The organism is Flexivirga caeni, from assembly GCF_003724155.1.
GTDB lineage: Bacteria > Actinomycetota > Actinomycetes > Actinomycetales > Dermatophilaceae > Flexivirga > Flexivirga caeni.
Genome location: NZ_RJJQ01000006.1, coordinates 29,097 through 53,740, shown reverse-complemented (window position 1 = coordinate 53,740; position 24,644 = coordinate 29,097). Strand labels below are relative to the sequence as shown.

The following is a 24,644-nucleotide window of genomic DNA, read 5'->3' as shown; positions in this document are numbered from 1 at the left end:
CCGATTAGTGTGTCAACCCACCCCAGCCCACGCCGCTGACCAGCACAAACACAAACCGAACCCGCGATTCCTCACAAAGTGGCACGACTCAGGTGGAGCTACAGGCAAATTACACCCGTGTCATACCCAGCACAAGGGGTCGCGAGACCAAAAGCCCTCCCGCGGGAACAGGAGGGCCTAGGCACAGCCGGTAAGACTGCTAGTCGCTTCGGAGCCCGCAGCGCGGTTCCTGAGCACTCATATAAATTTGGCCGCCGATCGGCGGACCGAAGCAGCCTGCAAGCCGCCTCTGCGCGACAGGATGGCACATAACCGCCCGTTTGGGAAGCAGGCCAAGCTCCGATGGTCTATTCAGCCTCCTGGCACAGCTCCTCGTCGGCACAGCTCGACTGATCCGTCAGTTACCGCTGCAACTTGGTGGACTGCCGCGCATGTCGCGGCCAGCACCGGTGAGCGCTCGATGCCCGATTGCTACGGCTTCCTCGGGAATCTGCAACCACTTCACATCATCACGACGTGGAGGGCTGCACCACCCCGAGGACGGTGGGAACTTGCACCAATTGCTGCAAGTCGCAAGAACCCTCAGGAAGGAGAAGGTCGTCATGTCTGACGTGAAGACGCTGGCGATCCGCCTGGACGGTGACCTGCACAACCAGCTCACCATTCTGGCCAAGCTCACCGGCATCTCGATCACCGATGCGATCCGCACCGCGATCGAGAAGGAAGTCGAGGCGATGGCAGCCAACCCGGAAACCGCCGCCAAGGCGAGCAAGTTCCAGGACGCCATCGCCCGGCAAGCCGACGAGCAACGCGCGGCCATCGAGGCGCTGTTCGGCACCACGCCGGTGGAGCCGAGCAAGCCACGTACCGCACGCAAGTCCGCGACCAGCTGATCCGTTCAGCTGGCTCGCAACCTCCATCCACTCACCGGTCGGAGTCAGGTAGAGCATTCACGCTCCCTGACTCCGACCCCAACAAAATGGGCGAACGGAGGAGAGGAAATCCTTGGTTCAATAACGTTGTGGAATTTGCCAAAATCGTTCTATTCGCAAAACGGTGGGCGTATAATTGACAATGTAAGGAATTCCCATGAACCTAGACACCCCGCAACGAAACAAAAAACTTGCCAACCTCGTCAGCGAGGCTCGTACGGAGAAGCGATTATCGTACGGACAGTTAGCGGCTCTGACCAGCATCTCTAAGGGCACGCTCTTCAAGATCGAAGACGGCAGCACCGTGCAACCCGACCAATCATCACTGCAGCGACTCGCTCAAGCACTTGATCTGCCACTCGCCGATTTGTACCTCGCGGCTGGCTACGAACAGTCAGGTGATCTGCCGACCCTCACGATGTACTTCCGCAGCAAATACCCCAAGATGCCAGACACGGCCCTGCAACAAATCGCTGACATCACCAAAAAATACGGCATCGAGCCGAACAACTCCGGTCCTCGTCCCGGCGAAGACGAAATCTAACCAACCTGATAACCGAAAGGAGGCTCCCATGAACCAACCAGCACCACAATCGAAATCTATCCTGATGAGCCTCCGCAGCCTCACACCGTTCGGCCACATCGACTACGACGACGCCCGCACTCTTGCTGAACGGCAAGCCGTCCACCTCGTGGAGCTCCTTCACGCGAGCCACGACGGCATCCACGAACATGACCTGGCCGAACTGCCGTTCCTGACAATCGTGCGCGAACCACTGCCAACCAGCGGCCTCAGCTGCTGGGACGGCCACACGTGGATTATCGCGCTCAACGAGAGCGACAGCATGGCACGGCAACGCTTCACGTTGCTCCATGAACTGAAGCACATCATCGACCACGCCTCCGCTAAGCGTCTCTACCGCTCCGAATGGCAAGCCGAACGCGCTGCTGACTACTTCGCCGCCTGCGCCCTGATGCCGAAGCGGGATCTGAAACGCGTCTTCTGCACCGTCACCCAGCGGACCGATCAACTGGCCAGATACTTCGGCGTCAGCCAAGAAGCCGTGCGCGTGCGACTCGAACAGACCGGGCTCGTCGATCCACAGATTTTCACCCGTCCGCCACGCTGCGCCCGTCCGGTGTCGACGACACCCGGGCACGACCAACGCTTTCGTCCAGTTCACCTCACGAGGAGTCACGCATGAGCAGCCACCGGCAGTACCAGCGCCGCGCCCAAACCGCTGGGCTCACCGAAAAGAAGGACGGTGTGCACTACCTACGTGTGTCGTCAGTCCGGCAGACCCACACTGCCGCAGATATTGACCGCGACGGCAACTCCATCGCGACCCAGCGTGAGGAATGCGACCGCAAAGCCGCCAACATGAACGTCCCCATCGTCGAGGAGTTCGTCGAGCCCGGCAAGTCCGCGCAAACCATCGAGAAACGACCAGAGTTCCGCCGACTGCTCGCATACCTCGCCGAACACCCCAACGTCGGGTACGTCTTCGTCTACGCGCGCTCACGTGCCTTCCGCAACGTCGAAGACGCCGTGCTCACGCGCAAAACACTCCGCGCACTCGGCGTCCGCATCGTCTCGACCAAGGACGATTTCGGCGAAGGCATCCAAGCCGAAGCCATGGAAACGATGCAGGACGTCATGAACGACAGCCAGAACAAGCAGTCCGGGCAGGACATCAAGCTCAAGATGGCACACAAGGCCAAGAACGGCGGCACCATCTCCCGTGCGCCGATCGGCTACCTCAACGCCCGCATCGACATCGGCGACGGCAGACAGGTCAACACCGTCATCATCGACGAGCAGCGAGCACCTCTGGTGCGCCTCGCCTTCGAGCTCTACGCCACGGACAAGTACAGCATCGAAGCTCTTCAAGAGGCCATGGACGATCACGGCCTGCATGCTCGGCCCGCAGGCAGGTGGAAGGCCGAGCGGCCGCTATCCGCAAACACCCTCCATCGAGTGCTCACCGACCCGTACTACGCCGGATACACCTCCTATGAGGGCGAACTGTACGACGGCAACCACAAGCCAATCGTCGACCACGATCTGTTCGAGCGGGTTCAAGAAATCTACGAGCGCCGCTCCGCCAAGGGCAATCGTGACCGCATCCTCGAGCACTACCTCCGCGGTCAACTCCGCTGCCACCGCTGCCACACCGAGCGACACCGCGAAACCAGACTCGTTTACACCGAAGCCACCGGACGCAACGGCGACCGCTACGCCTACTACTTCTGTCGCGGACGGCAGATCGGCGACTGCGACCTGCCGTACCTGCCGGTACAACTCATCGAGCAGAAGCTCAGCGACATCTACCGCGAACTAGCACTCACCCAAGACTTCACCGACGGCTTCAAGGGCACCCTCGAAGACGCTGTTGCCAACCACGACGCAACAACGCGCCAGATGCGCAGCTCTCTGAACAGCGAACTCCAGAAGCTCGACGAGCGTGAGCGTAACCTCGTCGATGCCGTCATGGACGCCACCCTCGATCGCGTCATCGTTCGCCAGAAAATGAACGAGATCCGCCAACGCCGCGACAGCGTCGCCATACGCCTCACTGACATCGACACCGAACTGACGACCGGCGCACGCATCCTGACCTCAGCAGCGAGTCTGGCTTCTGACATCGACACCCTCTACGAAGGCACCATCGACGAGATCCGCCGCCACCTCAACTACGTCTTCTTCAAAGCCCTCTACGTCGACGATCACCACGGCGCCGATCAAGCAGTCGTCAACGACCCCTTCCTGACCCTCCTTGACGTCCACACGGAGTGGCTCCGCATCGAGGGCACCAAGATCCGAGGGGCAACCCCAACCACACGAAAGGGACAAAAAAGCGCCTCCGTGAGGGAGGCGCTCCTTGCTTGGGATGAACCAAACCGCACCACTCGCGACGTTCAGGACGTCGTTGGTTCGAGTAGGACGGTTCTGGTGGAGCATAGGGGATTCGAACCCCTGACCTCTTCCATGCCATGGAAGCGCGCTACCAACTGCGCCAATGCCCCAGAGTGGGTGATCACCGGAGAACCGGCGACCGCCATACTCTAGCCAGCCACGGGAGGCTGCACCAAATCGGCTGCCCTCAGGCGCTCTTCGCGTCCTGTTCGGCGAGGTCGCGCTTCCAGGTGCGGAAGGCTTCCTCGGTGCGGCCGTGCCGCCAGTAGCCCGAGATCGAGGCGAGCGCGGCCGGGACGTTGCGCTCCCCACGGAAGTAGGGGCGCAGGCCGCGCATGGTGAGTTCGGCCTCGCCGTGCGCGAACACGTGCACGGCCCCGTCGGGCCACGGGGCGGACACGACCGCGTCGCGCAGCGCACTGTGGTCCTCACCGGTGCGCCGCACGTAGTGCACCTCGAAACCGTCCGGCAACGGAAGCTCGACCTCGTCAGCGACATCACCGGTCTCGGCATACACAACGCCACGGGCGCCGGACGGCATCGCCTGCAGCGCGGCGCTGATCGCGGGCAGCGCGGTCTCGTCGCCGACCAGGAAGTGGAAGTCGGCATCCGCGCTCGGCGAATAGCCGCCGCCCGGGCCCATCATCGGCAGCCGGTCCCCCGGCTGTGCGGATGCCGCCCACGGTCCGGCGATCCCCTCGTCGCCGTGCACGACGAAATCGATGGCGAATCGGCGGTTTTCGTCATCCACCTGCTGGATCGTGTAGGTACGCAGCGTCGGCTGCGCCTCCGGCGGCAGCGTCTCCTGCACGACGCCCAGGTCGAGCGGTTGCGGGTAATCGAAACCGTCCGCGAGGAAGACCAGCTTCACGTAGGCGTCGGTCTCGGTGCGTGCCGCGATCGCGTCGAAACCCGGCCCGGTGAACCAGACCCGGGTCAGGTGCGGGGTGACGTTCTCGGTCGAGACGACGTGCAGTTCGTGCGGCATACGCGAACGGGGCATTGAGCACTCCTTGAGTTTAGGTAGACCTAACTTACCGGTGAGTCTGGAGCACGACGAGTCGCGGCACCTCCGACTGCGGAACGAGCGAAGTGTCAGGAACCGTCCATACGGTGTGCCCGTGCCCAAACCTGCCCGACCGTCAGACATCCTCTGCCCGGGCTCGGGCTGGTGATCGTGCTCGGAACGGCGGTCGACATACCCGACGCCACCACGCCGGTGCGGCTGCTCTTCGGAACGTGCCTGCTCTTCGTGATGTTCGCCACGGCGGGCATCTACCTGCTGCTGCTACCGCGACAGGTGCGCCGCATCGCGCTGGCCTGGCTGCTGTGGATTCCCGGGGCCGCATTCGTGCTCGTCGGTGCCAGTCCGATCGCCAACTGGCACCCCTGGGTGGTGCAGCACTCGTCGCGGGCCGGCAGCAAGGTCGTCACCTCGAGCCACAGCGAGCTCGTGGCCGAGGGCACCGTGCTGATCGCGATCGGCGCGTTCCTGCTCGCGACGTGGGCGGTGTTCGTGATCCGCGACCTCCGGAAACACCCAGGGCGGACACCGCGCCGAATCGTGTTTGCTACCAATGTGATTGCGCTCGTCGTACTCATCGCCTTCGGCGCCTGCGAGGTTGTCAGCCTGCGCCTGGCGAACCGCGAACCGGCCGGGCTAGCAACCTACGGACCGACCGTCGGACTGCAGCCAGGCGCGTCGATGTCGCGGGCCGCAGCCACGGCGGAGTTGAACCGCTATTACGGCGATTTCACGCCATTCACCCGCACGGGCGCCAGCAATGCGGACAGCATCCCGGCCAGCGCCACGCCCAACCAGCCCGCAACCCAGTTCTCCATGCCCGCAGGGCCGGTGCCGGTGGTGGTCGAGGGGCAAGGCCACTGGACCCTCACGCCGTGACCGCTCACCGCGAGTCGGAGCGCCTGCGCACGTAGACCTGTCGACGCACGTGTGCGACGACCGTGCCGTCGTCCAGGGTGAGGTCGGTTTCGAACCAGCGCAACACCTTGTCGCCGGATGCCGCTGCGGCGCGGACCTCCTCAGCCACCTCACGAGGCACTTCGAAACGGCCGTGCACCGTGCCGGTGCCGGGGCTGAGGTAGTCGATCTCGGCCTTGGTGTCCCAGACGTAGTAGCCCTTGCCGAGCTGGTTCCAGAGCAGCAGCGCGAAGAACGCGTCGGACATCGAGCCGATCGAGCCGCCGAACGCCGTGCCCTGCTGGTTGCGGTTGAGCCGGTTCAGCCGCAGCTCGGTGCGGCACACCGTCCAGTCGTCGGAGAACTCCACGACCCGGATGCCGGCACCTAGCAACGGCGGGTAGAGACTCATCGCCCGCGCGAACCAGCGCGGCGAAATCGTCCGGCGCGCAGCGAATTTCGACGATTTCACGCCTCGCGCCGCAGCGCCGATGCGGCTCATCGCGACCGAACTCCGGCCAACGCGTCCACCGGCTGCCGGAGGTTCCAGCCGGCGAGGTGCCAGCCTCCGGCATACTCCACGAGCATCGCCCAGTGACAGTTGCTCATGCCCTGCAGCGCGTCGATCGCGACCTGCTGCGGTATGCCGGTGAGCGCGGCGCAGAGCGCACGCCCGGCGAATCCGTGGGTCGCGATGACGGCGGTCTCCCCCGGCGCCATACCGGCGACGAGGTCGGACGCGCCCTCCTGCACCCGCTGCGCGACCTCGGCGACCGTCTCGCCGGTCTCCCCGCGTCGCAGATCCTCACCGGCGGTAATGCGATTGTGGACGTCTCCGAAGCGGGCGCGCACCTCGCCGCCGGTGAGCCCCTGCCAGATCCCTGCGTTGATCTCACGGAACCGCTCGTCGAAGCGCAGCGGCAGCTCGGCATACTCCGCGAGCGCCCGCGCGGTCTCCGCGGCCCGGCTCAGGTCGGATGCCACGATCTGCGAAATGCCATATGCCGCAAGGGCTTCCACCGCTTGGGCAGCCTGCTGCTTGCCGCGGTCGGACAGCGGGACGTCGAGCTGTCCCTGCCAGCGGCCGGTCGCGTTGTAGGTGGTTTCGCCGTGGCGCCATACGACCAGGCGACGCGGCTCGCTCATTGGGTGAGATCGATGGTCGGGCAGTCGCGCCACAGCCGGTCGAGGGCGTAGAACTCGCGCTCCTCGTCGTGCTGTACGTGCACCACGATGTCGCCGAAATCGAGCAGCACCCAACGGTCTTCGCGGTTGCCTTCCCGGCGGACCGGCTTGGCACCGAGCTCGTGCAGCCGCTCCAGCACCGCGTCCACGATCGCGGTGACCTGGCGGTCGGTTTCACCGGAGGCGACCACGAAGACGTCGGTCAGGGCGAGCTGATCGCTCACGTCGATCGCGATCACCGACGTGGCGAGCTTGTCCTCCGCTGCGGCGGCTGCGGCCTTGGCCAGATCGACGGCCCGGACGGTCGCGGTCACCTTCATGCCTCCTTCGTTGCGCCGGATTTCGGCTGGTAGAGCTGGTATTTCGCAATGTACTGGACGACGCCGTCGGGGACGAGGTACCAGACGGGCTCGCCGTCGACGACGCGCTGCCGGCAGTCGGTGGAGCTGATCGCCATCGCCGGCACCTCCATCAGCTGGACGTGTTCCCGCGGCAGTCCCTTGTCGGACAGCACGTGCCCCGGGCGCGTGACCCCGATGAAGTGCGCGAGCGGCCACATCTGCGCGACACCGTGCCAGGAGAGGATCTGCGCGAGCGCGTCGGCTCCGGTGATGAAGAAGAGCTCGGCGTCAGGACGCTCACGCCGCAGGTCGGTCAGCGTGTCGAGCGTGTAGGTCGGTCCCGGCCGGTCGATGTCGACGCGGCTGACGGTGAAGCGTGGGTTGGAGGCGGTCGCGATGACCGTCATGAGGTAGCGGTCCTCCGCCGGGGTGACGTTGCGGCCTTCCTTCTGCCACGGCTGGCCGGTCGGCACGAAGATGACCTCGTCCAGGCCCAGCTGGGTCTGGACCTCGCTGGCGGCGACCAGGTGGCCGTGGTGAATGGGGTCGAACGTGCCGCCCATCACGCCCAGCCGGACGGTCAGTGCTCCTTCTCCCCTTCGTCGGCGGAAGCCTGGTCCGCCGCCGTGTTGCGGAACGTCCACAGCACACCGAGCAACGCCAGGAAGACGATGAACGCCAGGCCGCCATACATCCAGTGCGGCATGGGCAGGTGGTGCTCCTCCAGCTTGGGCACGTTGGAGTCGGCAGCGAGCTTGACCAGGGACGACCTCATGGTGCACAGCCTATCGGGTATGACGTTCGCGGGCGCACCGACCGACCGAGTAACGGTGAGTTCCCCACTCAGCGGATCTGGCCGTCGCCCTCGACGACCCACTTGGTGCTGGTGAGCTCCTGCAGCCCCATCGGGCCGCGCGCGTGCAGCTTCTGCGTGGAGATGCCGATCTCGGCGCCGAAGCCGAACTCCCCGCCGTCGGTGAACCGCGACGACGCGTTGACCGCGACGACGGCCGCGTCGACCTCGGCGACGAACTTCCGGGCGGCGGAGCGGTCCTGCGTCACGATCACCTCGGTGTGCCCCGAACCGAAACGGTCGATGTGCGCGATCGCGGCAGCCAGGTCGTCGACGACGGCGACGCTCAGCTGCAGGTCGAGATATTCGGTCGCGAAGTCCTCCTCCGTCGCCGGAACGTATGGCGCCCCAACGCGTTCCGCAACCTGGGAGGCCCTGTCGTCGGCGTGCAGCGTGACCTGCGCGGCGGTGAGGGCGTCATACAGGACGGGCAGGATGCTGTCGGCGATGTCACGGTGCACCAGCAGCGACTCGGCGGCGTTGCAGACGCTCGGCCGGTCGGTCTTGGAGTTCAGTGCGATCGCGACAGCCTGCTGCGGATCGGCAGCGGCGTCGATATAGACATGACAATTGCCGACACCGGTCTCGATCACCGGCACCGTCGCACCCTGCACGACTGCCTGGATCAGCCGGTCGCTGCCGCGCGGGATCACCAGGTCGACCAGCCCGCGAGCGGTGATCAACGCGTCGACATCCTCGTGCCCGCCGTCGAGCAACTGCACCGCGTCCGGCGAAATGCCTTGGTGGGACAGCGCATCGCGCAGCACCTCGACGATCACCCGGTTGGTCTCGGCAGCCGCCGAACCGCCACGCAGGATCATTGCGTTGCCACTCTTGAGGCCAAGACCGGCAGCGTCGACCGTCACATTGGGGCGCGACTCATAGACCATCCCCACGACGCCCATCGGCACGCGAACCTGCCGCAACTGCAGGCCATTGGCCAGGGTCGAGCCGCGTACGACGTCCCCGACCGGGTCGGGCAGCGCGGCGAGCTGCCGCAGCGCGTCGGCGATCGAGGCGACGCGTTCGGGGGTCAGCCGCAGCCGGTCCTGCAAGCCTTCGGGCATCCCCGACCCGCGCCCGCGCGCCAGGTCGGACTCGTTAGCGGCCACGATCGACGCGGTCGCGGCGACCAGGGCGTCGGCCAGCGCGGCCAGCGCGGCGTCCTTGTCCGCCCGGGTGAGCACCGCGAGCTGCTTGGCGGCGACACGTGCCGCGCGCCCCGCGTGGTGGACGCGCTCCGCGGAGTCACTCGCGGCGCCGGATTGCAGGTGGTCGATCGTGCTCGTCATGGCACCAGGGTACGAGCGGAGCAGCCGCTGGCGTCGTACGATCCTGGGCTATGGACACCGCCGAGGCCTCGCCGATCGGCCGGCTCGGCTACCTGACGGTGGCGACCCGTGGTGAGGAGGGTCCAGGAGAGGTGGTCGTGCCCATCCGCGGCGGAAGCGAGACGTTCACGGCATACTCGGCACTGCCGTTGCCCAAGGATCAGCAGGTGTATGTCGTGGAGGATCTCGGCGGCCGGGAAGTGACCGTCGTCGCCTGGGGTGAACGCCGGGATTCGCTGCTCGTGCTCTAGGAACCACGAGCCGCGGACGGTGCGTCCATGATCACGCACCCGCTCGGGCACTCTGCACGCAGCGGTGGTATGCCAGTGTCACGACTCGCCGGGCGGACCGGCGAGCATTCGGGGAAGACAGGAACGAACATGTTTGGGTATCGGGTCCCGCAAGCCGATCAAGCGATGCTGATCTCAGGTGGGCGCGGCGGTGCGGCAGCACCGTTCAAGGTCGTCACCGGGCACGGCGCCTTCGTCGTGCCGGTCTTCCGCAAGGTGCAGTTCCTGTCGCTGTCGCTCTTCGAGTCCGAGGTCGAGGAGCCATGTGTGACCAAACAGGGGATCGCGCTCACCGTGCGCGCGGTGATTGCCGCCAAGGTCGGCAACGACACCGAGTCGATCGTGAACGCCGGCCAGCGATTCCTCTCCGACCAGCGGCAGATGCCGACCCTCACCGGGCGCATCTTCGCCGGACACCTGCGTTCGATCATCGGCTCGATGACCGTCGAGGAGATCATCACCGAGCGGCAGAAGCTGGCCACCGAGGTGCTCGACGGGTCCAAGGGCGAGATGGCCAAGATGGGCCTGATCGTCGACGCCCTGCAGATCCAGAACATCGACGATGGCGGACTCGGCTACATCCGGGCGATGGCTGCGCCGCACAACGCGCGCATCCAGCAGCAGGCCCAGATCGCGCAGGCGAACGCCGACCAGGCAGCTGCCGAAGCACAGCAGCAGTCGCTGCGGCAGCAGGCGCAGTATGAGCGCGACACCGCGATCACCCAGGCCGGCTTCGCGGCGGAAACCCAAGCGGCACAGGCGAAAGCGGCGCAGGCCGGTCCGCTCTCGGACGCCCAGGCACAGCAGGAAGTCATCAACGCCAAGACCGAGCTGGCCCAGCGGCAGGCATCGCTGCGTGAGGAGCAGCTGGTCGCCGAGGTGATCAAGCCGGCCGAGGCCGACGCGGAGAAGCTGCGCATCATGGCGCGCGCCGAAGCCGAGCGCACCCGCATCCAGGCCGAAGCCGCCGCCAGTAGCAATCGGGTCGCGCTCGACCAGGCGCTGATCAACCAGCTGCCGCTGATCGTCGAGAAGGCGGCACAGGGTCTGGCCGGAGCCAAGGTCACCATGCTGAACGGCTCGGACGGCCTCTCCGACATGATCTCCGGCCTGGCAGCGCAGGGTGTCGCGATCTTCGACACGCTGCGCGGCGAGGTCGGCTCGGACAAGCCGGCCCAGGACCTGCCTTCGCACTCGGAGCCCAAGGGCATTGCAGCCAAGGACGATCCGGCTCAGGGCGGCGACAACCAGCGCTGACGGGCCGGCCGGAGCTGCCCCGGGGCCAGCGGCCCGGAAAATGCCGCGACGTCCCCGGCATACGGATGGGAGCATACGACCGTGAGGCGCGGCGAACAGCTCAGATCGTTGCGCCACAAGAACTTTCGCTGGTTTTTCCTCGGCGAGACGATCAACACCGCGGGGTCGTCGATGTCGGGGATCGCACTGTCGTTCGCGGTTCTGCACATCGACAACTCACCAACTGCGCTCGGCTGGGTGGTCGCCGCGTGGACCGTGCCGATGGTGGCGTTCATGCTGATCGGCGGCGCCATCGCAGACCGCTTCCCGCGAGCGCTCGTGCTGCGCGGATGCAACCTGCTGGAAGGTGTGACGCAGGCAGCGAGCGCGTTCCTCGTCCTGAGCGGGACAGCCCACATCTGGCAGCTGATCCTGTTGCAGTTCGTCAGCGGCACCGCGGTGGCGATCAGCTATCCGGCGTTCCACGGCATGGTCCCCGTGCTGCTGCCGGAACCGGATCGCAAGAGCGCATATCTCCTGCTGAGTCAGGCGCAGAGCGCGTTGAGCATCTTCGGGCCGGCCGTCGCGGGCATCCTGGTCGCTGCGAGCAGTCCGGGCTGGGCATTGGCGATCGACGCGGGCACGTACGTCGCCGCCGCGTTCTTCCTGACCCTCTTGAAGCTGCCCGGGCGCCGGGTCGCCACCACCACGCCTCACATCCTCGCCGACTTTCGCCAGGGTTGGAGCTTCTCCCGCGCACTGGGCTGGGTGATTCCGGTGGCGTGCTGCTCGCTGGTCTTCAACGCCCTGATCAGCGGCGCCCTCAACGTGCTGGGACCGGTCATCGCAAAGGGCACGGTTGGCAGCACCGGCTGGGGATACGCGCGTGCCGCACAGGCGGTCGGGCTCTTCGTCTTCGCGTTCGTGCTCGCCCGCATCACCTTGCGCCGTCCGCTGCTGGCCTGCCAGGTCGGCTTCGTCACCACCGCGGTGCCGATGTTCGTCCTGGCGGTCTGGGCGCACACGATCCCGCTCTCGGTCGCCTTCTTCGTCAGCGGATGCGGCAGCGCGGTCATCAACCTGGCCTGGAGCATGACGGTCCAGGAGAAGGTGCCGGAGCACATGCTGTCGCGGGTCAACGCCATCGACGGATTCTTCAGTTTCGTCGCCATGCCGGTCGGGCAGCTGCTCGTCGGGCCGGCGGCGCACTTCCTCACTCCCCGGCAGGTCGAGCTCGGCGCAGCGGCCCTGTGCGTGCTGACCTTCCTCGTGGGCATCACCCGCGCGCCGCTGCGACATCTGCGCCTCGGCGAGCAGGCAGCAGACGCGGTGCAGTCGAGCGGGTAGATCTGCCGGTTCCGGAGGCCTTCCTCGTCCCCACCCAGCAACCGTTGCCGGTTGTGCATTGAAACCCAAGGTATGACGTCCCGAAACCTCGACCGTCGAAGCCTTCGGGACGCTCAGAGAAACTCCCGCGCGCCCCGCAACCGGGTGCGCAACAACCCCTGCGTATGCCGGGAGTCCAGCCGCAGGTCCAGCTGCTGACCGGGGCCGAAGCTGGCGCGTGACCCGATGCGGATCCGGTCGAACGCCAGCCCGTCCCGGCGCGCGATGAGCCGCCCGATGTCGGCTCGGCTGATCGCGTCCGGACCGCCGCAGTGGAACATCCCGGCCGGACGCTCGGCGGCAAGTTCGAGCACCGCCGCCGCCAGGTCGTCGCGGTGCACCGGGCAGCGGATGTCGTCGGCGAACAGCACGCCGTCCGCTCCCCCGGCGAGATTGTGCACCAGCCGTTCCATGAACGAATCCGGGCCGAGGATCAGCGACGTGCGCACGATCGTCGCGGCCGGCAGAACGGCCCGGACCGCCACTTCCGCGGCGGCCTTCGCCGCGCCGTAGCGATTCACCGGGTCGGGAATGGCGCTCTCGTCATACGCCGGCGCCTGCCCGGAGAAGACGGCGTCGCTCGACACGTGCACCAGATGCGCGCCGCTCTCCCCGGCCGCGATCGCCACGTGGGCGGCACCTTCCGCCGTCGTACGCCAGTCATCCTGGCCGTATGCCGTGTGGATCACGACGTCCGGCGCCACCTGAGCAACCACCCGTCGGCACTCCGCGAGTTCGGCGACATCGAGCCGCACCGCGGCGCTGCGCGAGACCCCCATCACGTCGTGCCCGGCAGCCGCAGCCTGGGATGCCGCCGCCGAACCGAGGTAACCGGTGCCGCCGGTGACGAGGATGCGCAGACTCACCGGTGCTGCGCCGCGAAACGCCGCTGCTGCCGGAAGACCCCGATGAAGACGACGATCACGCCGGCAATCGTGAGATACATGCTGTATTTCGCAAGCTGGCTGACCAGGTCCTTGGCGGGTGTGCCCATCTCGTAGCCGGCATACATCCACAGGCCGCGATAGGTCAGGCCGGCCAGGAAATCGATGAACAGGAAGCGCCGCAACGACATTCGGGCGTCGCCGACGAATGCGTAGATGATCGAGCTGGGCAGCAGGGGGATGAACCAGACGAGGAAGACCGCCGGCCCGCCGAAGCGCCGCGCAATGGCCTCGGCGTAGTAGGCGGTGCGCGCCGCCCACTTGGAGCGGGACGCGATCATGTCGATGACGCCGCGACCCCACAGGCGCCCGGCCCACCACCACAGCCAGTCGAACTTGATCGATGTCAGGGACGCCGCGATGATGGCGGCCCACCACATCGGCAGGTGCTGGCCGACCCCGATCCGCGCGCCGATGTCGACCATCGCGATGTTGGAGCCGTTGAAACAGGCCAGGATGTAGTCACGGGTCGGCGCACCCCACTGCCCGAGGATCCACGGCCGCACCGGCAGCGTGAGCAGACCGTAGGCACCCGTGGCGATGATCAGCCCGATGCACCACAGCTCGGCACGGCTCGGCCTGCCCCTCCACGGCATGCGTGGGTCGTCCCACCACTCCTTGGTGGGCGGTTGCGCCTCCTGCGCTTCCCCGGCGAGTTCCTCGACCTCTGCCTCGGTCTCCGGAACGGGCCGCACGGGCTCCCCAGCTGTGCTCACGTCATACATCCTCGTTCATTGCCTTGACGGCCCGGTCACCGACCGCACGTCGCGGGAAGACAGCGAGATGGTCGCGGTGGATCACTTCGCGTTCGTATGCCGGGCCGAGCGTACGCGCGAGTTCGTGGGTGGTGTGGCCGAGCAGATCGGGCAGCTCCTTGGCGTCGTAGTTGACTAGCCCGCGAGCGATCACGTGGCCGGACTCGTCGATCAGGTCAACGGCATCGCCGGCCGAGAAGTGCCCGCTGACCCAGCGAATCCCAGCCGGTAGCAAGGACTTTCCGCGTTTGGTCACAGCTTCGACGGCGCCCGGGTCGAGCATGAGCCGGCCCTGGGGTGAGGTCGCATAGCGCAGCCACAGCTGCCGTGCACTCGGCCGGTGACCTCGTGGCGCGAAGATCGTGCCGACGTCCTCACCGGCGAGGGCCGGCCTGGCCAGCGCCGCCGAGGTGAGCAGGGTAGGCACCCCGGCAGCGGTCGCGATCTGGGCCGCTTCGATCTTGGTGATCATGCCGCCGGTGCCGACCGACGAGCCGACGCCGCCGATGTCCACGGTGTCCAGCACCGACGGGTCCCGCACGACGCCGATGCGGGCGGCACCCGGGTGCGTGGGCGGCGCGTCATATAGGGCGTCGACGTCGGACAGCAACACCAGCGCGGTGGCGTCGATGAGGTGGGCGACCAGTGCGGCCAGCCGGTCGTTGTCGCCGAAGCGGATCTCGTGCGTGGCGACCGTGTCGTTCTCGTTGATCACCGGCACGACGCCCAGGGCGAGCAGTCGCTCGATGGTGCGGCGCGCGTTGAGGTAGTGGCCGCGCCGCGTGACGTCGTCGGCGGTCAGCAGCACCTGGCCGGTGGTCAGCCCGTGCTGACCGAACGCCAGGTTGTATGCCGCCAGCAGCGCTCCCTGCCCGACGCTCGCCGCTGCCTGCTGGGTGGCCAGGTCACGCGGCCGGCGCTGCAGTCGCAGCGGCACCATGCCGGCGGCGATCGCACCGGACGAGACGAGCACGACCCCGCTGCCGGCGAGCCGTCGCTGGGCGAGCGTGTCGACGAGCGCCCCGAGCCGCTGCGGGTCGAGGCCACCGTGCGGGCCGGTGAGCGAACTGGAGCCGACCTTGACGACCACGGTCCCGGCAGTCGCAACCGCGGACCGTAGTCGAGCCGTCGGCTCGTCAGTCATCGCCGTCGATCTCGACCGGGTCGCGGTCGGTCCACAGCCCGGCCTTGCGCTCGGCGTCCAGCTCTTCGCGAGCTTCGCGTTGCGCGTCCTTGCGACGGTGGAACTCCTCACGCTTCTCGGCGCGAGTGGCGCGACCGCCGTCGTCCAGGCGCAGGTCGGTGCCACGCGGGCCGAGCAGCTCAGCGCCGGTGGTCAGCGTCGGCTCCCAGTCGAAGACGACGGCGTTGTCGGCCGGGCCGATCAGCACGGTCGAGCCGGGCACGGCGCCCGCCTTGAAGAGCTCGTCCTCGACACCGAGCCGGTTCAGCCGGTCGGCGAGGTAGCCGACCGCCTCGTCGTTGGTGAAGTCGGTCTGCCGCACCCACCGGGTCGGCCGTTCGCCGACGATGCGGAAGACGTCTTCGTCGCCCTGACGCTCCTTGCGGATGGAGAAGCCGGAATCGTCAACGGCCTTGGGACGCACCACGATCCGCTGCGGTGCGATCGCCGCCTCGATCTCCTCACGCGCGTGCTGCACGTGCCTGGCCAGAGAGAAGCTGAGGTCCTTCAGCCCGGTGTGCGCGACCGCCGAGACGATGTGCACCTCCAGACCGCGGGCCTCCAGGTCGGGCTTGACCATCTCGGCCAGCTCCAGCGCGTCCGGGACGTCCGCCTTGTTCAGCACGACGATGCGCGTGCGCTCGGCGAGCGGCTTGCCACCGAGAGACTCGTCTGCGACATACTCTGCGAGCTCCTGCTCGATGACGTCCAAGTCGCTCATCGGGTCACGTCCGGGCTCGAGCGTCGCGCAGTCGACGACGTGCACCAGCACCGAGCAGCGCTCGACGTGCCGCAGGAACTCCAGCCCGAGGCCCTTGCCCTGGCTCGCCCCGGGGATGAGTCCCGGCACGTCGGCGATGGTGTAGCGCATCGAACCCGCAGTGACCACACCGAGATTGGGCACCAGGGTGGTGAAGGGGTAGTCGGCGATCTTCGGCTTCGCCGCGGACATCACCGAGACCAGACTGGACTTGCCGGCCGACGGATAACCGATCAGCGCGACGTCGGCGAGTGTCTTCAGCTCCAGGGTGATGTCGGACTCGTCCCCGGGCTCCCCCAGCAACGCGAAACCGGGCGCCTTACGCCGCGGCGAGGCGAGCGCCTTGTTGCCCAGGCCGCCGCGACCCCCGGCTGCGGCGACGAACGTCCTACCGGCACCGACGAGGTCGGCGAGGATCTCGCCGCGGGAGTCCTTGACGACAGTGCCCTCCGGCACGGGCAGCACCAGGTCGGCACCGTCCGCGCCGTTGCGCTCATCGCCGGCGCCCGGCCTGCCATTGGGTGCGCTGCGCAGCGGACTGTGGTGGTATTCCAGCAAAGTCGTCGACTGCGGGTCGACCTGCAGGATGACACTGCCGCCCTTGCCGCCGTTGCCGCCATCGGGTCCGCCGAGCGGCTTGAACTTCTCACGGTGCACGGACGCGACGCCGTGGCCACCGTGCCCGCCGCGCACGTGCAGCACGACGCGATCGACGAAGTTGGTCGCCACGGTCTGTCTCCTTCGAGGTGGTTCTATGACGGCGAAAGGGGCGGATCCGTAGTTGTCGGACCCGCCCCTTCACCGCTGTCGGTGATGCCGGCTGTTGCAGCCGTCGATCAGGCGTCGGCGCTCTCGGTCAGCACGATGTTGACGGTCTTGCGGCCGCGCTTGGCGCCGAACTGGACCGCACCCGCGCGCAGCGCGAACAGCGTGTCGTCCTTGCCGCGTCCCACGCCCTCACCGGGGTGGAAGTGCGTGCCGCGCTGGCGGACGATGATCTCGCCGGCGTTGACGACCTCGCCGCCGAAGCGCTTCACGCCGAGTCGCTGTGCGTTGGAGTCACGACCGTTGCGAGTCGAGGACGCACCCTTCTTGTGTGCCATGTCTGAGCCTTCTTACGTGGAGAACGAAATGATCGGGGTGAGGATCAGGCGTTGATCTCGGTGACCTTGACCTGGGTCAGCGGCTGACGGTGACCTTGCCGCTTGCGGTAGCCGGTCTTGTTCTTGTACTTCACGATGGTGATCTTCGGGCCCTTGGCGGCCTTGACGACCTCGGCCTTCACGGAGACCTTCGCCAGCTTCGCGGCGTCGGAGGTGACGGTGGCGCCGTCCACCACCAGCAGCGGCTGCAGCTCGATGCTCTCGCCCGGCTTGGCAGTCTGCTTGTCAATGATCAGGACGTCGCCCACGGAGACCTTCTCCTGGCGTCCGCCCGCGCGAACAATCGCGTACACGTCGGAACTCTCTTTCGTCATGGATGCGCACTTGTCTGTCGAGACCGGCAGGCAGCTACCCCGGCAACCGGGACGCCCGCTCGGTGGGCACACCGAGAATCAAGTTTACGGGCCCGCCCGGTGTTGCTCCAAATCGATTGGGTTCAGTCTGCAGTTGGCGGGCCGGCGGGTGCGACGACCCGGGCACGCTTCTTGCGCTTGGGCGCGGCCTGCGTCTCGACGGGCGCGACGGACACCCCAGCGGGCGCGGCCGGCGCATCGAGAGCAGCGCCCTGCGACGATTCGGAGCCGTCGGTCGCCGGTATGGCGGGAGCCTCCTGCGCGGATGCTGGCTGCGTCGCGGGCGGCGGCGTGACGTGCTGCGCCGCACCGGCGGCCGAGGTCGCCCGGCGACGGGCCCGGCCGGTCAGCTTGCGGGTCGCCTGCGGTGCTTCGGCCGACAATGCCGGCTCCGTGACGGCCTGCTCGGCGCTCTCATGGCTCTTGGCCGGCGATTGCGCGGCGGCGTGCGCGGCGGCGGCAATCTGCGCAGCCGTCGGGCCACCGGTCGGCTTCACCGGCTCCTCGACCGTCTTCTTGGCGCGACCCTTGCGGGACTTGCCACCGGACGCACCGGTGTTCGACGTGCCACCACCGGACGGCTTGTCGACCGGGTCGGCGTGCACGATGATGCCGCGCCCGCCACAGTGCTCACACGGCTCGGAGAAGACCTCCACCAGGCCGGACCCGACACGCTTGCGGGTCATCTGGACCAGACCGAGCGAGGTGACCTCGGCGACCTGGTGCTTGGTGCGGTCGCGGCCTAGACACTCCAGCAGCCGTCGTACGACCAGGTCACGGTTGGACTCCAGCACCATGTCGATGAAGTCGACCACGATGATGCCGCCGATGTCCCGCAACCGCAGCTGCCGCACGATCTCCTCGGCGGCCTCGAGGTTGTTCTTGGTGACGGTCTCCTCGAGGTTGCCGCCGGAGCCGACGAACTTGCCGGTGTTGACGTCGATCACGGTCATCGCCTCGGTGCGGTCGATGATCAGCGAACCGCCGCTCGGCAGCCAGACCTTGCGGTCCATTGCCTTGGCCAGCTGCTCGTCGATGCGGTGCACGCTGAAGACGTCGGTTTCGCCGGTCCACTTCTCCAGACGTTCGGCGAGGTCCGGTGCGACCGACGTGACATAGCTGTGCACTTCGGACCACGCCTTGTCGCCGGCAACGACAAGCTTGCTGAAGTCCTCGTTGAAGACGTCACGAATCACGCGGACGGTCAGGTCCGGCTCACCATGCAGCAAGCTCGGCGCGTTCGCCGAGGTGGCGTCGGAGCGGATCTGCTCCCACTGCGCCTGCAGCCGCTCGACGTCCGCCCGCAGGTCCTCCTCGCTCGCGCCTTCGGCTGCGGTCCGCACGATCACGCCGGCATCGCCGGGCACGATCTCCTTGAGGATCCGCTTCAGCCGGGCGCGTTCGGTGTCGGGCAGTTTGCGGGAAATGCCGGTCATCGAGTTGCCGGGCACGTAGACCAGGAAACGGCCGGGGAGCGAGACCTGGCTGGTCAGCCGGGCACCCTTGTGACCGATCGGGTCCTTGGTCACCTGCACCAGGACCGTGTCGCCGGACTTGAGGGCGTTCTCGATGCGCTTGGCCTGGCCGTTCTCGAGCCCCGCGGCATCCCAGTTGACCTCACCGGCATACAGGACCGCGTTGCGGCCACGGCCGATGTCGACGAACGCCGCCTCCATGCTCGGCAGGACGTTCTGGACCTTGCCGAGGTAGACGTTGCCGGCCATCGAGGCCTGCTGCACTTCGCGGGAGACGTAGTGCTCGACGAGCACACCGTCCTCGAGCACGCCGATCTGGGTGCGGCCGCCGCGCTCGCGGACGATCATCTGCCGGTCGACGCTCTCGCGGCGGGCGAGGAACTCGGCCTCGGTGATGACGGTGCGGCGGCGGCCGGCCTCGCGGCCTTCGCGGCGACGCTGCTTCTTGGCCTCCAGCCGGGTGGATCCCTTGATGGCCGTGACCTCGTCGCGGTCCTTGCGCGGCTCGCGGACCTTGGTGACGGTGCCCGGCGGGTCGTCGTTGTCACCCGTCGCGCCGCTGCGGCGACGGCGCCGGGTGCGGCGGCGGCCGTTGCCCTCGGGCTGGCCGTCGGACTCGTTGTCATCCGCCTGGTCGGCGCCGGACGTCTCCTCGTCGTCTGCCGGGGCCTCGCCCGTGGTGTCGCCGGCTCCCTTGCCGGCGGCCTTGTCCTCCGGCTGCTTGCCATCGCCGCTATCAGCGTCGTCCTTGGCGCGCCGGCCACGGCCACCGCGACGGCGCGAGCGGGGACTGCCGCCCTGGGCGTCGGTGTCGTCCTCGGCCTGCGTCGCGGCGGGTACGTCGGCGCTGTCCTCCTGCGGCGCCTTCTCCTGATCGCGGCGCGGGGCTCGCGTCTCCAGGTCGGGCGCCTGGAAGAGCAGGCCGAAGTTCATCGCCGGGGATGCCGTGGCGGGAGCCGCGTCCCTCCCCGAGGCGGTGGTCGCGTCGCCGTTCGAAGCCGGTGCGAGGAAAGGCGTGGTGTCTTGCGGGGCCATGGCCCTCATTTCTGTGTCAGCATGCGGGCGACCCACAACGAGGCAATGCCTGCGCACCCGCATGTCGCGGCTCGGCCGTCGCCTGCGCTCGGAAAACCCGACGCGGCAACGCGAAGTCATCTGTTACGTCACGACCATGGTTCGCGTGTTGTCGCGTCACCGTCCGGCCGGACGCCGTCGGCCGAACCACTCGGCTGATCGCGAGATCTCGCGGGCTCAAGTGTCTGTCGACGGGGCATCAAACAGGTTGTGGCGCTGCTGACGACCGGTGCCATTGTCGCACACAATCGGTCGCAGTTCGGTCAGGGTGGGTCTGCGGCACGAAGCCTCTCGTTCAGCGCAGTGGGTCGCCGATCGAGCCATCCGGCAGCAACGGCCCCTGCGTCACTCGCGTGATCAGCGGCGGACGGGAGGGGCGGAAGTCGCCATACGACCCGAGGGCGGTGAGTATGTCGTCGGGTCGCACCAACGGGGTCAGGTGTCGCAGCGTCAGCGTGAGCACCGGCCCATCCGTGGTGAGTGCGGCGAGCGCGCCACGGACGTCGAACTCGCGCTCCCCGCGCTTGGTCATCCGCGTCACGCTCGCCTCGGTCCTTGCCAGCAGCGTGTCGACCGCCGCACCGAGCCGGTCGGCATCGTCCGGCGCGAGGTCGATGCGCCATACGCTCGCCTGCAGACGGTCCGCGAGCGCCTCGGGGAGCGCTGCAGCGACGTCGAGCACGACGAGTTCGGCCGGCAGTGCGGCGTCGAGATCGGCACGCAGCCGCTCCGGCTCGCACTCCCGAGTGAGCTGGACCTCGAAATACTCGGCCTCACTCGCCGTGCCGGTCGGCGCGGCGTTCGCGTAGCTGATCCGCGGGTGCGGGTGGAAACCCGCCGAGAACGCCACAGGCACCGCCGCACGGCGCAGCGCTCGCTCCAGCGCGCGCTGAAAGTCGCGGGTCGAGGAGAACCGCAGCCGGCCGCGCTTGGCATAGCGCACCCGGAGCCGCTGCACAGCGGGATCGGGCGCCGGTCCCTCGGGAACGCGTTGTCTGGTGGCCACCGGGTCACGGTAGTCGGTGAACGGTCGCTCCTATGCTGGCGCAGTGGCGATCAGCGGGAAGGTGTCGGCGTGGCGCCCCGTGCTCGCTGCGGTCGGGCTGTTCCTCGCAGTTCGCGTGCTCGGGGTGATCGTGCTGGGCGGCATACTCCGCCTGCGGCACGACGGCGGACTGCACCACATGCTCACGCGGTATGACGGTCAGTGGTACCGCCGCATCGCCGAACACGGCTACGGCACCACGATCTCGGCGCATGACGGGCTGCACTCCGACTACGCGTTCTTCCCGCTGCTGCCGCTGGCGGAGCGGGCGCTGCACCCCCTGCTGGGGCTGTCATTCGTCGACAGCGGACTGGTCGTCAACTGGTGCGCATCCGCGGTCGCGGCGGCCGGGATCTTCGCGGTGACCGCGCGGGTGACCTCTCGGCGAGTCGCGATGATCACGCTGCTGCTCTGGGCGGTCTATCCCTACGCGGTCGTGCTGTCGATGTCCTACACCGAGGGCTTGCTCTGCGCGCTCGCAGCGTGGGCGCTCTATGCGGTGGTGGGTCGTCGGTGGCTGTTGGCCGGCGTGCTCACCGCGCTGGCCGGTCTCACCCGCCCGACCGGCGCTGCCGTCGTCGCGGCCGTGTGCGTGTCGGCGCTGCTGGCCGGAATCCAGGGGCGGGACAGGTGGCGGCGCGTGGTGCCGGCAGTCGTGGTGGCGCCGCTCGGACTGCTCGGTTACCTGGCGTATGTCGGTGTGCGGCAACGCAATCCGATGGGTTACTTCCACGCCACCGAGGGTTGGCAGCGCACCTGGGACGACGGTCGCTATTTCGCGCACTGGACGTGGCGGCTGGTCCGCACCGGGGGGCTCGATACCGTCGGCGGCGTCGGCCTGATCGTCCTGATCCTGGCCATGGTGTGGCTCGTCGTGCTCGGCATCCGCGACGGCCTGCCGGTCGGGTTCACCGTCTTCAGTGTGGTGCTGCTGGCGATGACCTTCGGGACGTCTGGATATTTCGGCTCGCGGCCGCGCTACCTGGTGCCGGCGTTCACGCTGCTGGTGCCACTGGCGGCTCGCCTGGCTCACTGGCGGGCGCCGACGCGGATCGCACTTGGGGTCCTGCTCGCCGTCAGTATGGCGTGCCTCGGTGGCTACGTGCTCACGACCGGAGCACCCTGACACGCCGCTCGATCGGCCATTGACGGCCGAAACGGTCGCTGACGGCGCAGCTGCGCCGTCAGCGGTGGTTTCGAGCGTCAATGGCGACGGGACGCTGCGGTCCGCGGTCCCGTCGCCGCGGACCGATCACGAGCGCGACAGTCACCGCGCACACCGCGAGCAGCGCAGCGGCAATGCTCAGTCCGTCGCCGAGACCGTCGACGAATGCCACACGCGCCATCAAGCGGATCGGCTCCGGGAAGCCGGTCGCCGCCGCCACTGACTCGCGGGCAGCCGCCGCCATGGGCTGCGGCACACCAGTCAGGTCGAGCGCGCGCCGGTAGCCATTGCTGAGGATGCTGCCCAGCACGGCGATCCCGAGCGCGCCACCGACCTCCCGGGCAACGTCGTTCATCGCGGAGGCGACACCCTGCTCGTGTGCCGGCAGCGAGTCGGTGATGCTGGTCGTTGCCGGAGTCATCGCCCAGCCCATGCCGGTGCCGGCAACCCAGAGCAGCACTGCGATCACCCAGTAGTGGGTGTGCACGCTCACCGTCGCCAGCCCGCCGATGGCGAGCGCTACCAGCGCCATACCGGCGACGCAGAGCCGGCGGATGCCGACCTTGCCGGCCAGGTGGGGCGCGACCCGTGCACCGGGCAGCAGCCCGAGCGCGACCGGTGCTGCAGCGCAAGCCGCGATCAGTGCGGACCAGCCGCGGACGAACTGCAGATACTGCATGAAGACGAAGATGAAGCCGAAGAACACGAAGAAGAGCGACGACACTGTCAGCATTCCCGCCGCGAAACCGCGACGCGCGAAGAGCCGGACATCCAGCAATGGCGCGACTGTTCGCAGCTCCCAGGCGGCGAACACCGCGAACAGGACGACGCCGGCGACCAGGCCGGTGACGGTCCGTGTGCTCCCCCAGCCCTCGATCGGCGCCTCGATGATCGAGTAGACCAGCGCTCCGAGTCCGGCGACCGACAGGATTGCTCCGCCGGCGTCGAAGGCGCCCATCTCGCTCGCACGCGACTCCGGAACCAGGCGCATCGTCAGGGCCGTGGCGATCAGTGCCATGGCGGCGGTGAACCAGAAGATCGACTGCCAGGAGAACCATTCGAGCAGCAGCCCGGAGGCGAACAGCCCGAGCACCGCGCTGCCGCCGGCGAGCCCGGCCCAGATCGCGACGCCGCGCACGCGCTGGGCCGGCGGGAAGGTCGCCGTGATCGTCGACAGCGTCGCGGGCATGATCAGCGCGGCGGCGACGCCCATCAGCACCCGCACCGCGATGAGCGCTGCGGGGTCGGTGACGAGCGCTCCGCACGCGGCGGCGAGCGTGATCAGGCCCAGGCCCGCGAGCAGCACCCGGCGCCGCCCGAGCCGGTCGCCGAGGTATCCGCCCGGCAGGAGGAGCGCGGCGAAGGTGAGCGCGTATCCGTCGACGATCCAGGACAATTGGGTCTGTGCCGCCCCGGTATGGCGGGCCACGTCCGGCAGCGCCGCCATCAAGGACGACACGGCCGACACGACGGTGGCGAGCCCGACGCAGACGGCCACCAGCGTCCCTCTGCTGCGATCCATGACCGAACCTCTCTCCCGTGGGCGTGACCTCCTTCGGATCACGCGATGGCTCCTACGGTCCGGTCGCCGGCGGCGTAGATTCAACGCTGATGAATAAATCGAGAGGCCGTCGCGTCGGACATCCGGACACCCGTGCCCAGATCCTGGCCGTGGCCCGGACCCGCTTCCTGGCCGGTGGTTATGCGCACACCTCGATGCGCAGCATCGCGGCCGACGCGGGTGTGGACGTCGCGCTGCTCAGCTACCACTTCGCCTCGAAACAGGGGCTTTTCACGGCTGCGATGGCGATCCCAGTGCGCCCGGGCGAGCTGCTCGACCGAGTGCTGGACACCCCGGTCGAGCAGTGGCCGGAGGGCATCCTGCGGACCGTGCTGCGCGTCTGGGACGACCCCCGGACCGGTCCGGCTCTCGTCCAGACGGTGGTCGCCGGCGCGACGCAGGACAGTCGAACGGGCGGTTTCGATGAATTCCTGGAGACCGAGCTGCTCGGACGGCTAACGGCGCGGCTGGCCGGTCGGGACGCCGAGGCGCGAGCTCTCGGTGTGCTGCTCGCGATCGCCGGCGTGCTGGCGACCCGCTATCTGGTCCGAGTGCCGTCGGTTGTCGCCGCATCCTCGGAGTCGCTGGTCCGCATCGCCGCGCCGAGCATCGCCGTGCACTTGCGCGGCGCCCGGCTGGCGCGGCCGGCAGCACGCGCCATTGACGGCCGAAGCCGTCGCTGACGGCGCAGCTGCGCCGTCAGCGACGGTTTCGCGCGTCAGCAGTGGCTTCGAGCGTCAATGGGCGGTCTTGCGCGCGGTCGCGGCGCCGTAG

Annotated in this window: 28 protein-coding genes, 1 tRNA gene and 1 pseudogene; 10 read left to right on the top strand and 20 right to left on the bottom strand. The window is 67.9% G+C overall.

Annotated elements, in window-relative coordinates; all coding sequences use genetic code 11:
* Positions 1 to 602 precede the first annotated feature (602 nt).
* The 4 genes and pseudogenes from EFY87_RS08000 to EFY87_RS21325 form a co-directional block, all read left to right on the top strand.
* Positions 603 to 893 carry a type II toxin-antitoxin system VapB family antitoxin gene (locus tag EFY87_RS08000; RefSeq protein ID WP_123270954.1) on the top strand — a complete coding sequence of 97 codons (291 nt, stop codon included), beginning with the start codon at positions 603 to 605 and terminating at the stop codon, positions 891 to 893.
* A 196-nt stretch (positions 894 to 1,089) separates the two neighbouring features.
* Positions 1,090 to 1,476 (top strand): helix-turn-helix domain-containing protein, encoded by a 387-nt coding sequence (locus tag EFY87_RS07995; protein WP_123270953.1) that lies wholly within the window; start codon positions 1,090 to 1,092, stop codon positions 1,474 to 1,476.
* A 28-nt stretch (positions 1,477 to 1,504) separates the two neighbouring features.
* Positions 1,505 to 2,137, top strand: a complete 633-nt coding sequence (locus EFY87_RS07990; protein WP_123270952.1) for an ImmA/IrrE family metallo-endopeptidase — start codon at positions 1,505 to 1,507, stop codon at positions 2,135 to 2,137.
* A pseudogene (locus tag EFY87_RS21325) lies at positions 2,134 to 2,973 on the top strand (recombinase family protein); the annotation flags it as partial. The gene EFY87_RS07990 and the pseudogene EFY87_RS21325, both read left to right, overlap by 4 nt.
* Here the strand turns inward: EFY87_RS21325 and EFY87_RS07980 are convergent.
* The 5 genes from EFY87_RS07980 to EFY87_RS07965 form a co-directional block, all read right to left on the bottom strand.
* Positions 2,887 to 3,117, bottom strand: a complete 231-nt coding sequence (locus EFY87_RS07980) for a hypothetical protein (RefSeq protein ID WP_158607549.1) — start codon at positions 3,115 to 3,117, stop codon at positions 2,887 to 2,889. The pseudogene EFY87_RS21325 and the gene EFY87_RS07980 overlap by 87 nt on opposite strands.
* Positions 3,118 to 3,270: 153 nt before the next feature.
* Positions 3,271 to 3,480, bottom strand: a complete 210-nt coding sequence (locus tag EFY87_RS07975; RefSeq protein ID WP_123270950.1) for a hypothetical protein — start codon at positions 3,478 to 3,480, stop codon at positions 3,271 to 3,273.
* 72 nt (positions 3,481 to 3,552) lie between these two features.
* Positions 3,553 to 3,720: a hypothetical protein gene (locus tag EFY87_RS20280; protein WP_158607548.1), complete on the bottom strand. Its 168-nt coding sequence runs from the start codon at positions 3,718 to 3,720 to the stop codon at positions 3,553 to 3,555.
* A 163-nt stretch (positions 3,721 to 3,883) separates the two neighbouring features.
* Positions 3,884 to 3,959 (bottom strand) — tRNA-Ala (locus EFY87_RS07970).
* Between the two features lie 77 nt (positions 3,960 to 4,036).
* Positions 4,037 to 4,852, bottom strand: a complete 816-nt coding sequence (locus tag EFY87_RS07965) for a siderophore-interacting protein (RefSeq protein WP_123270949.1) — start codon at positions 4,850 to 4,852, stop codon at positions 4,037 to 4,039.
* Between the two features lie 168 nt (positions 4,853 to 5,020).
* Between EFY87_RS07965 and EFY87_RS07960 the strand changes: the two genes are divergently transcribed.
* Positions 5,021 to 5,752 carry a hypothetical protein gene (locus tag EFY87_RS07960; protein ID WP_123270948.1) on the top strand — a complete coding sequence of 244 codons (732 nt, stop codon included), beginning with the start codon at positions 5,021 to 5,023 and terminating at the stop codon, positions 5,750 to 5,752.
* Between the two features lie 4 nt (positions 5,753 to 5,756).
* Here the strand turns inward: EFY87_RS07960 and EFY87_RS07955 are convergent, their stop codons facing one another.
* The 6 genes from EFY87_RS07955 to EFY87_RS07930 all read right to left on the bottom strand — a co-directional run bounded on the left by EFY87_RS07955 (position 5,757) and on the right by EFY87_RS07930 (position 9,441).
* Complete coding sequence (locus EFY87_RS07955; protein WP_245988537.1) at positions 5,757 to 6,272, bottom strand: DUF4442 domain-containing protein; 516 nt, start codon at positions 6,270 to 6,272, stop codon at positions 5,757 to 5,759.
* Positions 6,269 to 6,916 carry a histidine phosphatase family protein gene (locus tag EFY87_RS07950; RefSeq protein ID WP_123270947.1) on the bottom strand — a complete coding sequence of 216 codons (648 nt, stop codon included), beginning with the start codon at positions 6,914 to 6,916 and terminating at the stop codon, positions 6,269 to 6,271. The genes EFY87_RS07955 and EFY87_RS07950 overlap by 4 nt, the downstream gene beginning before the upstream one ends.
* Positions 6,913 to 7,269 (bottom strand): ribosome silencing factor, encoded by a 357-nt coding sequence (gene rsfS, locus EFY87_RS07945; protein WP_123270959.1) that lies wholly within the window; start codon positions 7,267 to 7,269, stop codon positions 6,913 to 6,915. The genes EFY87_RS07950 and rsfS overlap by 4 nt, the downstream gene beginning before the upstream one ends.
* 2 nt (positions 7,270 to 7,271) lie before the next feature.
* Entirely contained in the window at positions 7,272 to 7,880 is a 609-nt protein-coding gene (nadD, locus tag EFY87_RS07940; protein WP_281276180.1) for a nicotinate-nucleotide adenylyltransferase, read from the bottom strand.
* Positions 7,877 to 8,071, bottom strand: coding sequence for a hypothetical protein (locus EFY87_RS07935; RefSeq protein ID WP_123270945.1), 195 nt, complete (start codon positions 8,069 to 8,071; stop codon positions 7,877 to 7,879). The genes nadD and EFY87_RS07935 overlap by 4 nt, the downstream gene beginning before the upstream one ends.
* A gap of 68 nt (positions 8,072 to 8,139) precedes the next feature.
* Positions 8,140 to 9,441 (bottom strand): glutamate-5-semialdehyde dehydrogenase, encoded by a 1,302-nt coding sequence (locus EFY87_RS07930; protein ID WP_123270944.1) that lies wholly within the window; start codon positions 9,439 to 9,441, stop codon positions 8,140 to 8,142.
* Between the two features lie 50 nt (positions 9,442 to 9,491).
* Here EFY87_RS07930 and EFY87_RS07925 point away from each other — a divergent pair, with 50 nt between their 5' ends.
* The 3 genes from EFY87_RS07925 (at position 9,492) to EFY87_RS07915 (ending at position 12,353) form a co-directional block, all read left to right on the top strand.
* A complete protein-coding gene (locus tag EFY87_RS07925; RefSeq protein WP_123270943.1) occupies positions 9,492 to 9,731 on the top strand; it encodes a hypothetical protein in 240 nt (79 codons plus the stop codon).
* 165 nt (positions 9,732 to 9,896) lie between these two features.
* Positions 9,897 to 11,027 carry a flotillin family protein gene (locus tag EFY87_RS07920; protein WP_220093559.1) on the top strand — a complete coding sequence of 377 codons (1,131 nt, stop codon included), beginning with the start codon at positions 9,897 to 9,899 and terminating at the stop codon, positions 11,025 to 11,027.
* An 81-nt stretch (positions 11,028 to 11,108) separates the two neighbouring features.
* A complete protein-coding gene (locus EFY87_RS07915; protein WP_123270941.1) occupies positions 11,109 to 12,353 on the top strand; it encodes an MFS transporter in 1,245 nt (414 codons plus the stop codon).
* Between the two features lie 113 nt (positions 12,354 to 12,466).
* Here EFY87_RS07915 and EFY87_RS07910 read toward each other — a convergent pair whose 3' ends face one another.
* The 8 genes from EFY87_RS07910 to EFY87_RS07875 form a co-directional block, all read right to left on the bottom strand.
* A complete protein-coding gene (locus EFY87_RS07910; protein WP_220093558.1) occupies positions 12,467 to 13,258 on the bottom strand; it encodes an SDR family oxidoreductase in 792 nt (263 codons plus the stop codon).
* On the bottom strand, positions 13,255 to 14,052 hold the full coding sequence (locus EFY87_RS07905) for a DedA family protein (RefSeq protein WP_158607547.1): 798 nt from the start codon (positions 14,050 to 14,052) through the stop codon (positions 13,255 to 13,257). The genes EFY87_RS07910 and EFY87_RS07905 overlap by 4 nt, the downstream gene beginning before the upstream one ends.
* A 1-nt stretch (position 14,053) precedes the next feature.
* Entirely contained in the window at positions 14,054 to 15,235 is a 1,182-nt protein-coding gene (gene proB, locus EFY87_RS07900) for a glutamate 5-kinase (RefSeq protein ID WP_123270939.1), read from the bottom strand.
* Positions 15,228 to 16,763 carry a GTPase ObgE gene (gene obgE / locus EFY87_RS07895; protein WP_123270938.1) on the bottom strand — a complete coding sequence of 512 codons (1,536 nt, stop codon included), beginning with the start codon at positions 16,761 to 16,763 and terminating at the stop codon, positions 15,228 to 15,230. The genes proB and obgE overlap by 8 nt, the downstream gene beginning before the upstream one ends.
* Before the next feature lie 107 nt (positions 16,764 to 16,870).
* Positions 16,871 to 17,137: a 50S ribosomal protein L27 gene (rpmA, locus tag EFY87_RS07890; RefSeq protein WP_123270937.1), complete on the bottom strand. Its 267-nt coding sequence runs from the start codon at positions 17,135 to 17,137 to the stop codon at positions 16,871 to 16,873.
* A 44-nt stretch (positions 17,138 to 17,181) separates the two neighbouring features.
* Positions 17,182 to 17,490 (bottom strand): 50S ribosomal protein L21, encoded by a 309-nt coding sequence (gene rplU / locus EFY87_RS07885; RefSeq protein WP_123270957.1) that lies wholly within the window; start codon positions 17,488 to 17,490, stop codon positions 17,182 to 17,184.
* A 143-nt stretch (positions 17,491 to 17,633) separates the two neighbouring features.
* Entirely contained in the window at positions 17,634 to 20,060 is a 2,427-nt protein-coding gene (locus EFY87_RS07880) for a ribonuclease E/G (RefSeq protein ID WP_245988536.1), read from the bottom strand.
* 334 nt (positions 20,061 to 20,394) lie between these two features.
* Positions 20,395 to 21,105 (bottom strand): TIGR03936 family radical SAM-associated protein, encoded by a 711-nt coding sequence (locus EFY87_RS07875; protein WP_245988535.1) that lies wholly within the window; start codon positions 21,103 to 21,105, stop codon positions 20,395 to 20,397.
* A 43-nt stretch (positions 21,106 to 21,148) separates the two neighbouring features.
* Between EFY87_RS07875 and EFY87_RS07870 the strand changes: the two genes are divergently transcribed.
* Positions 21,149 to 22,270, top strand: a complete 1,122-nt coding sequence (locus EFY87_RS07870; RefSeq protein ID WP_123270934.1) for a glycosyltransferase family 39 protein — start codon at positions 21,149 to 21,151, stop codon at positions 22,268 to 22,270.
* Positions 22,271 to 22,328: 58 nt separating this feature from the next.
* Here the strand turns inward: EFY87_RS07870 and EFY87_RS07865 are convergent, their stop codons facing one another.
* Positions 22,329 to 23,831: an MFS transporter gene (locus EFY87_RS07865; protein WP_123270933.1), complete on the bottom strand. Its 1,503-nt coding sequence runs from the start codon at positions 23,829 to 23,831 to the stop codon at positions 22,329 to 22,331.
* Between the two features lie 89 nt (positions 23,832 to 23,920).
* On the opposite strand from EFY87_RS07865, the gene EFY87_RS07860 reads away from it, so the two are divergent.
* On the top strand, positions 23,921 to 24,553 hold the full coding sequence (locus EFY87_RS07860) for a TetR/AcrR family transcriptional regulator (protein WP_148043285.1): 633 nt from the start codon (positions 23,921 to 23,923) through the stop codon (positions 24,551 to 24,553).
* Positions 24,554 to 24,644: the final 91 nt, after the last annotated feature.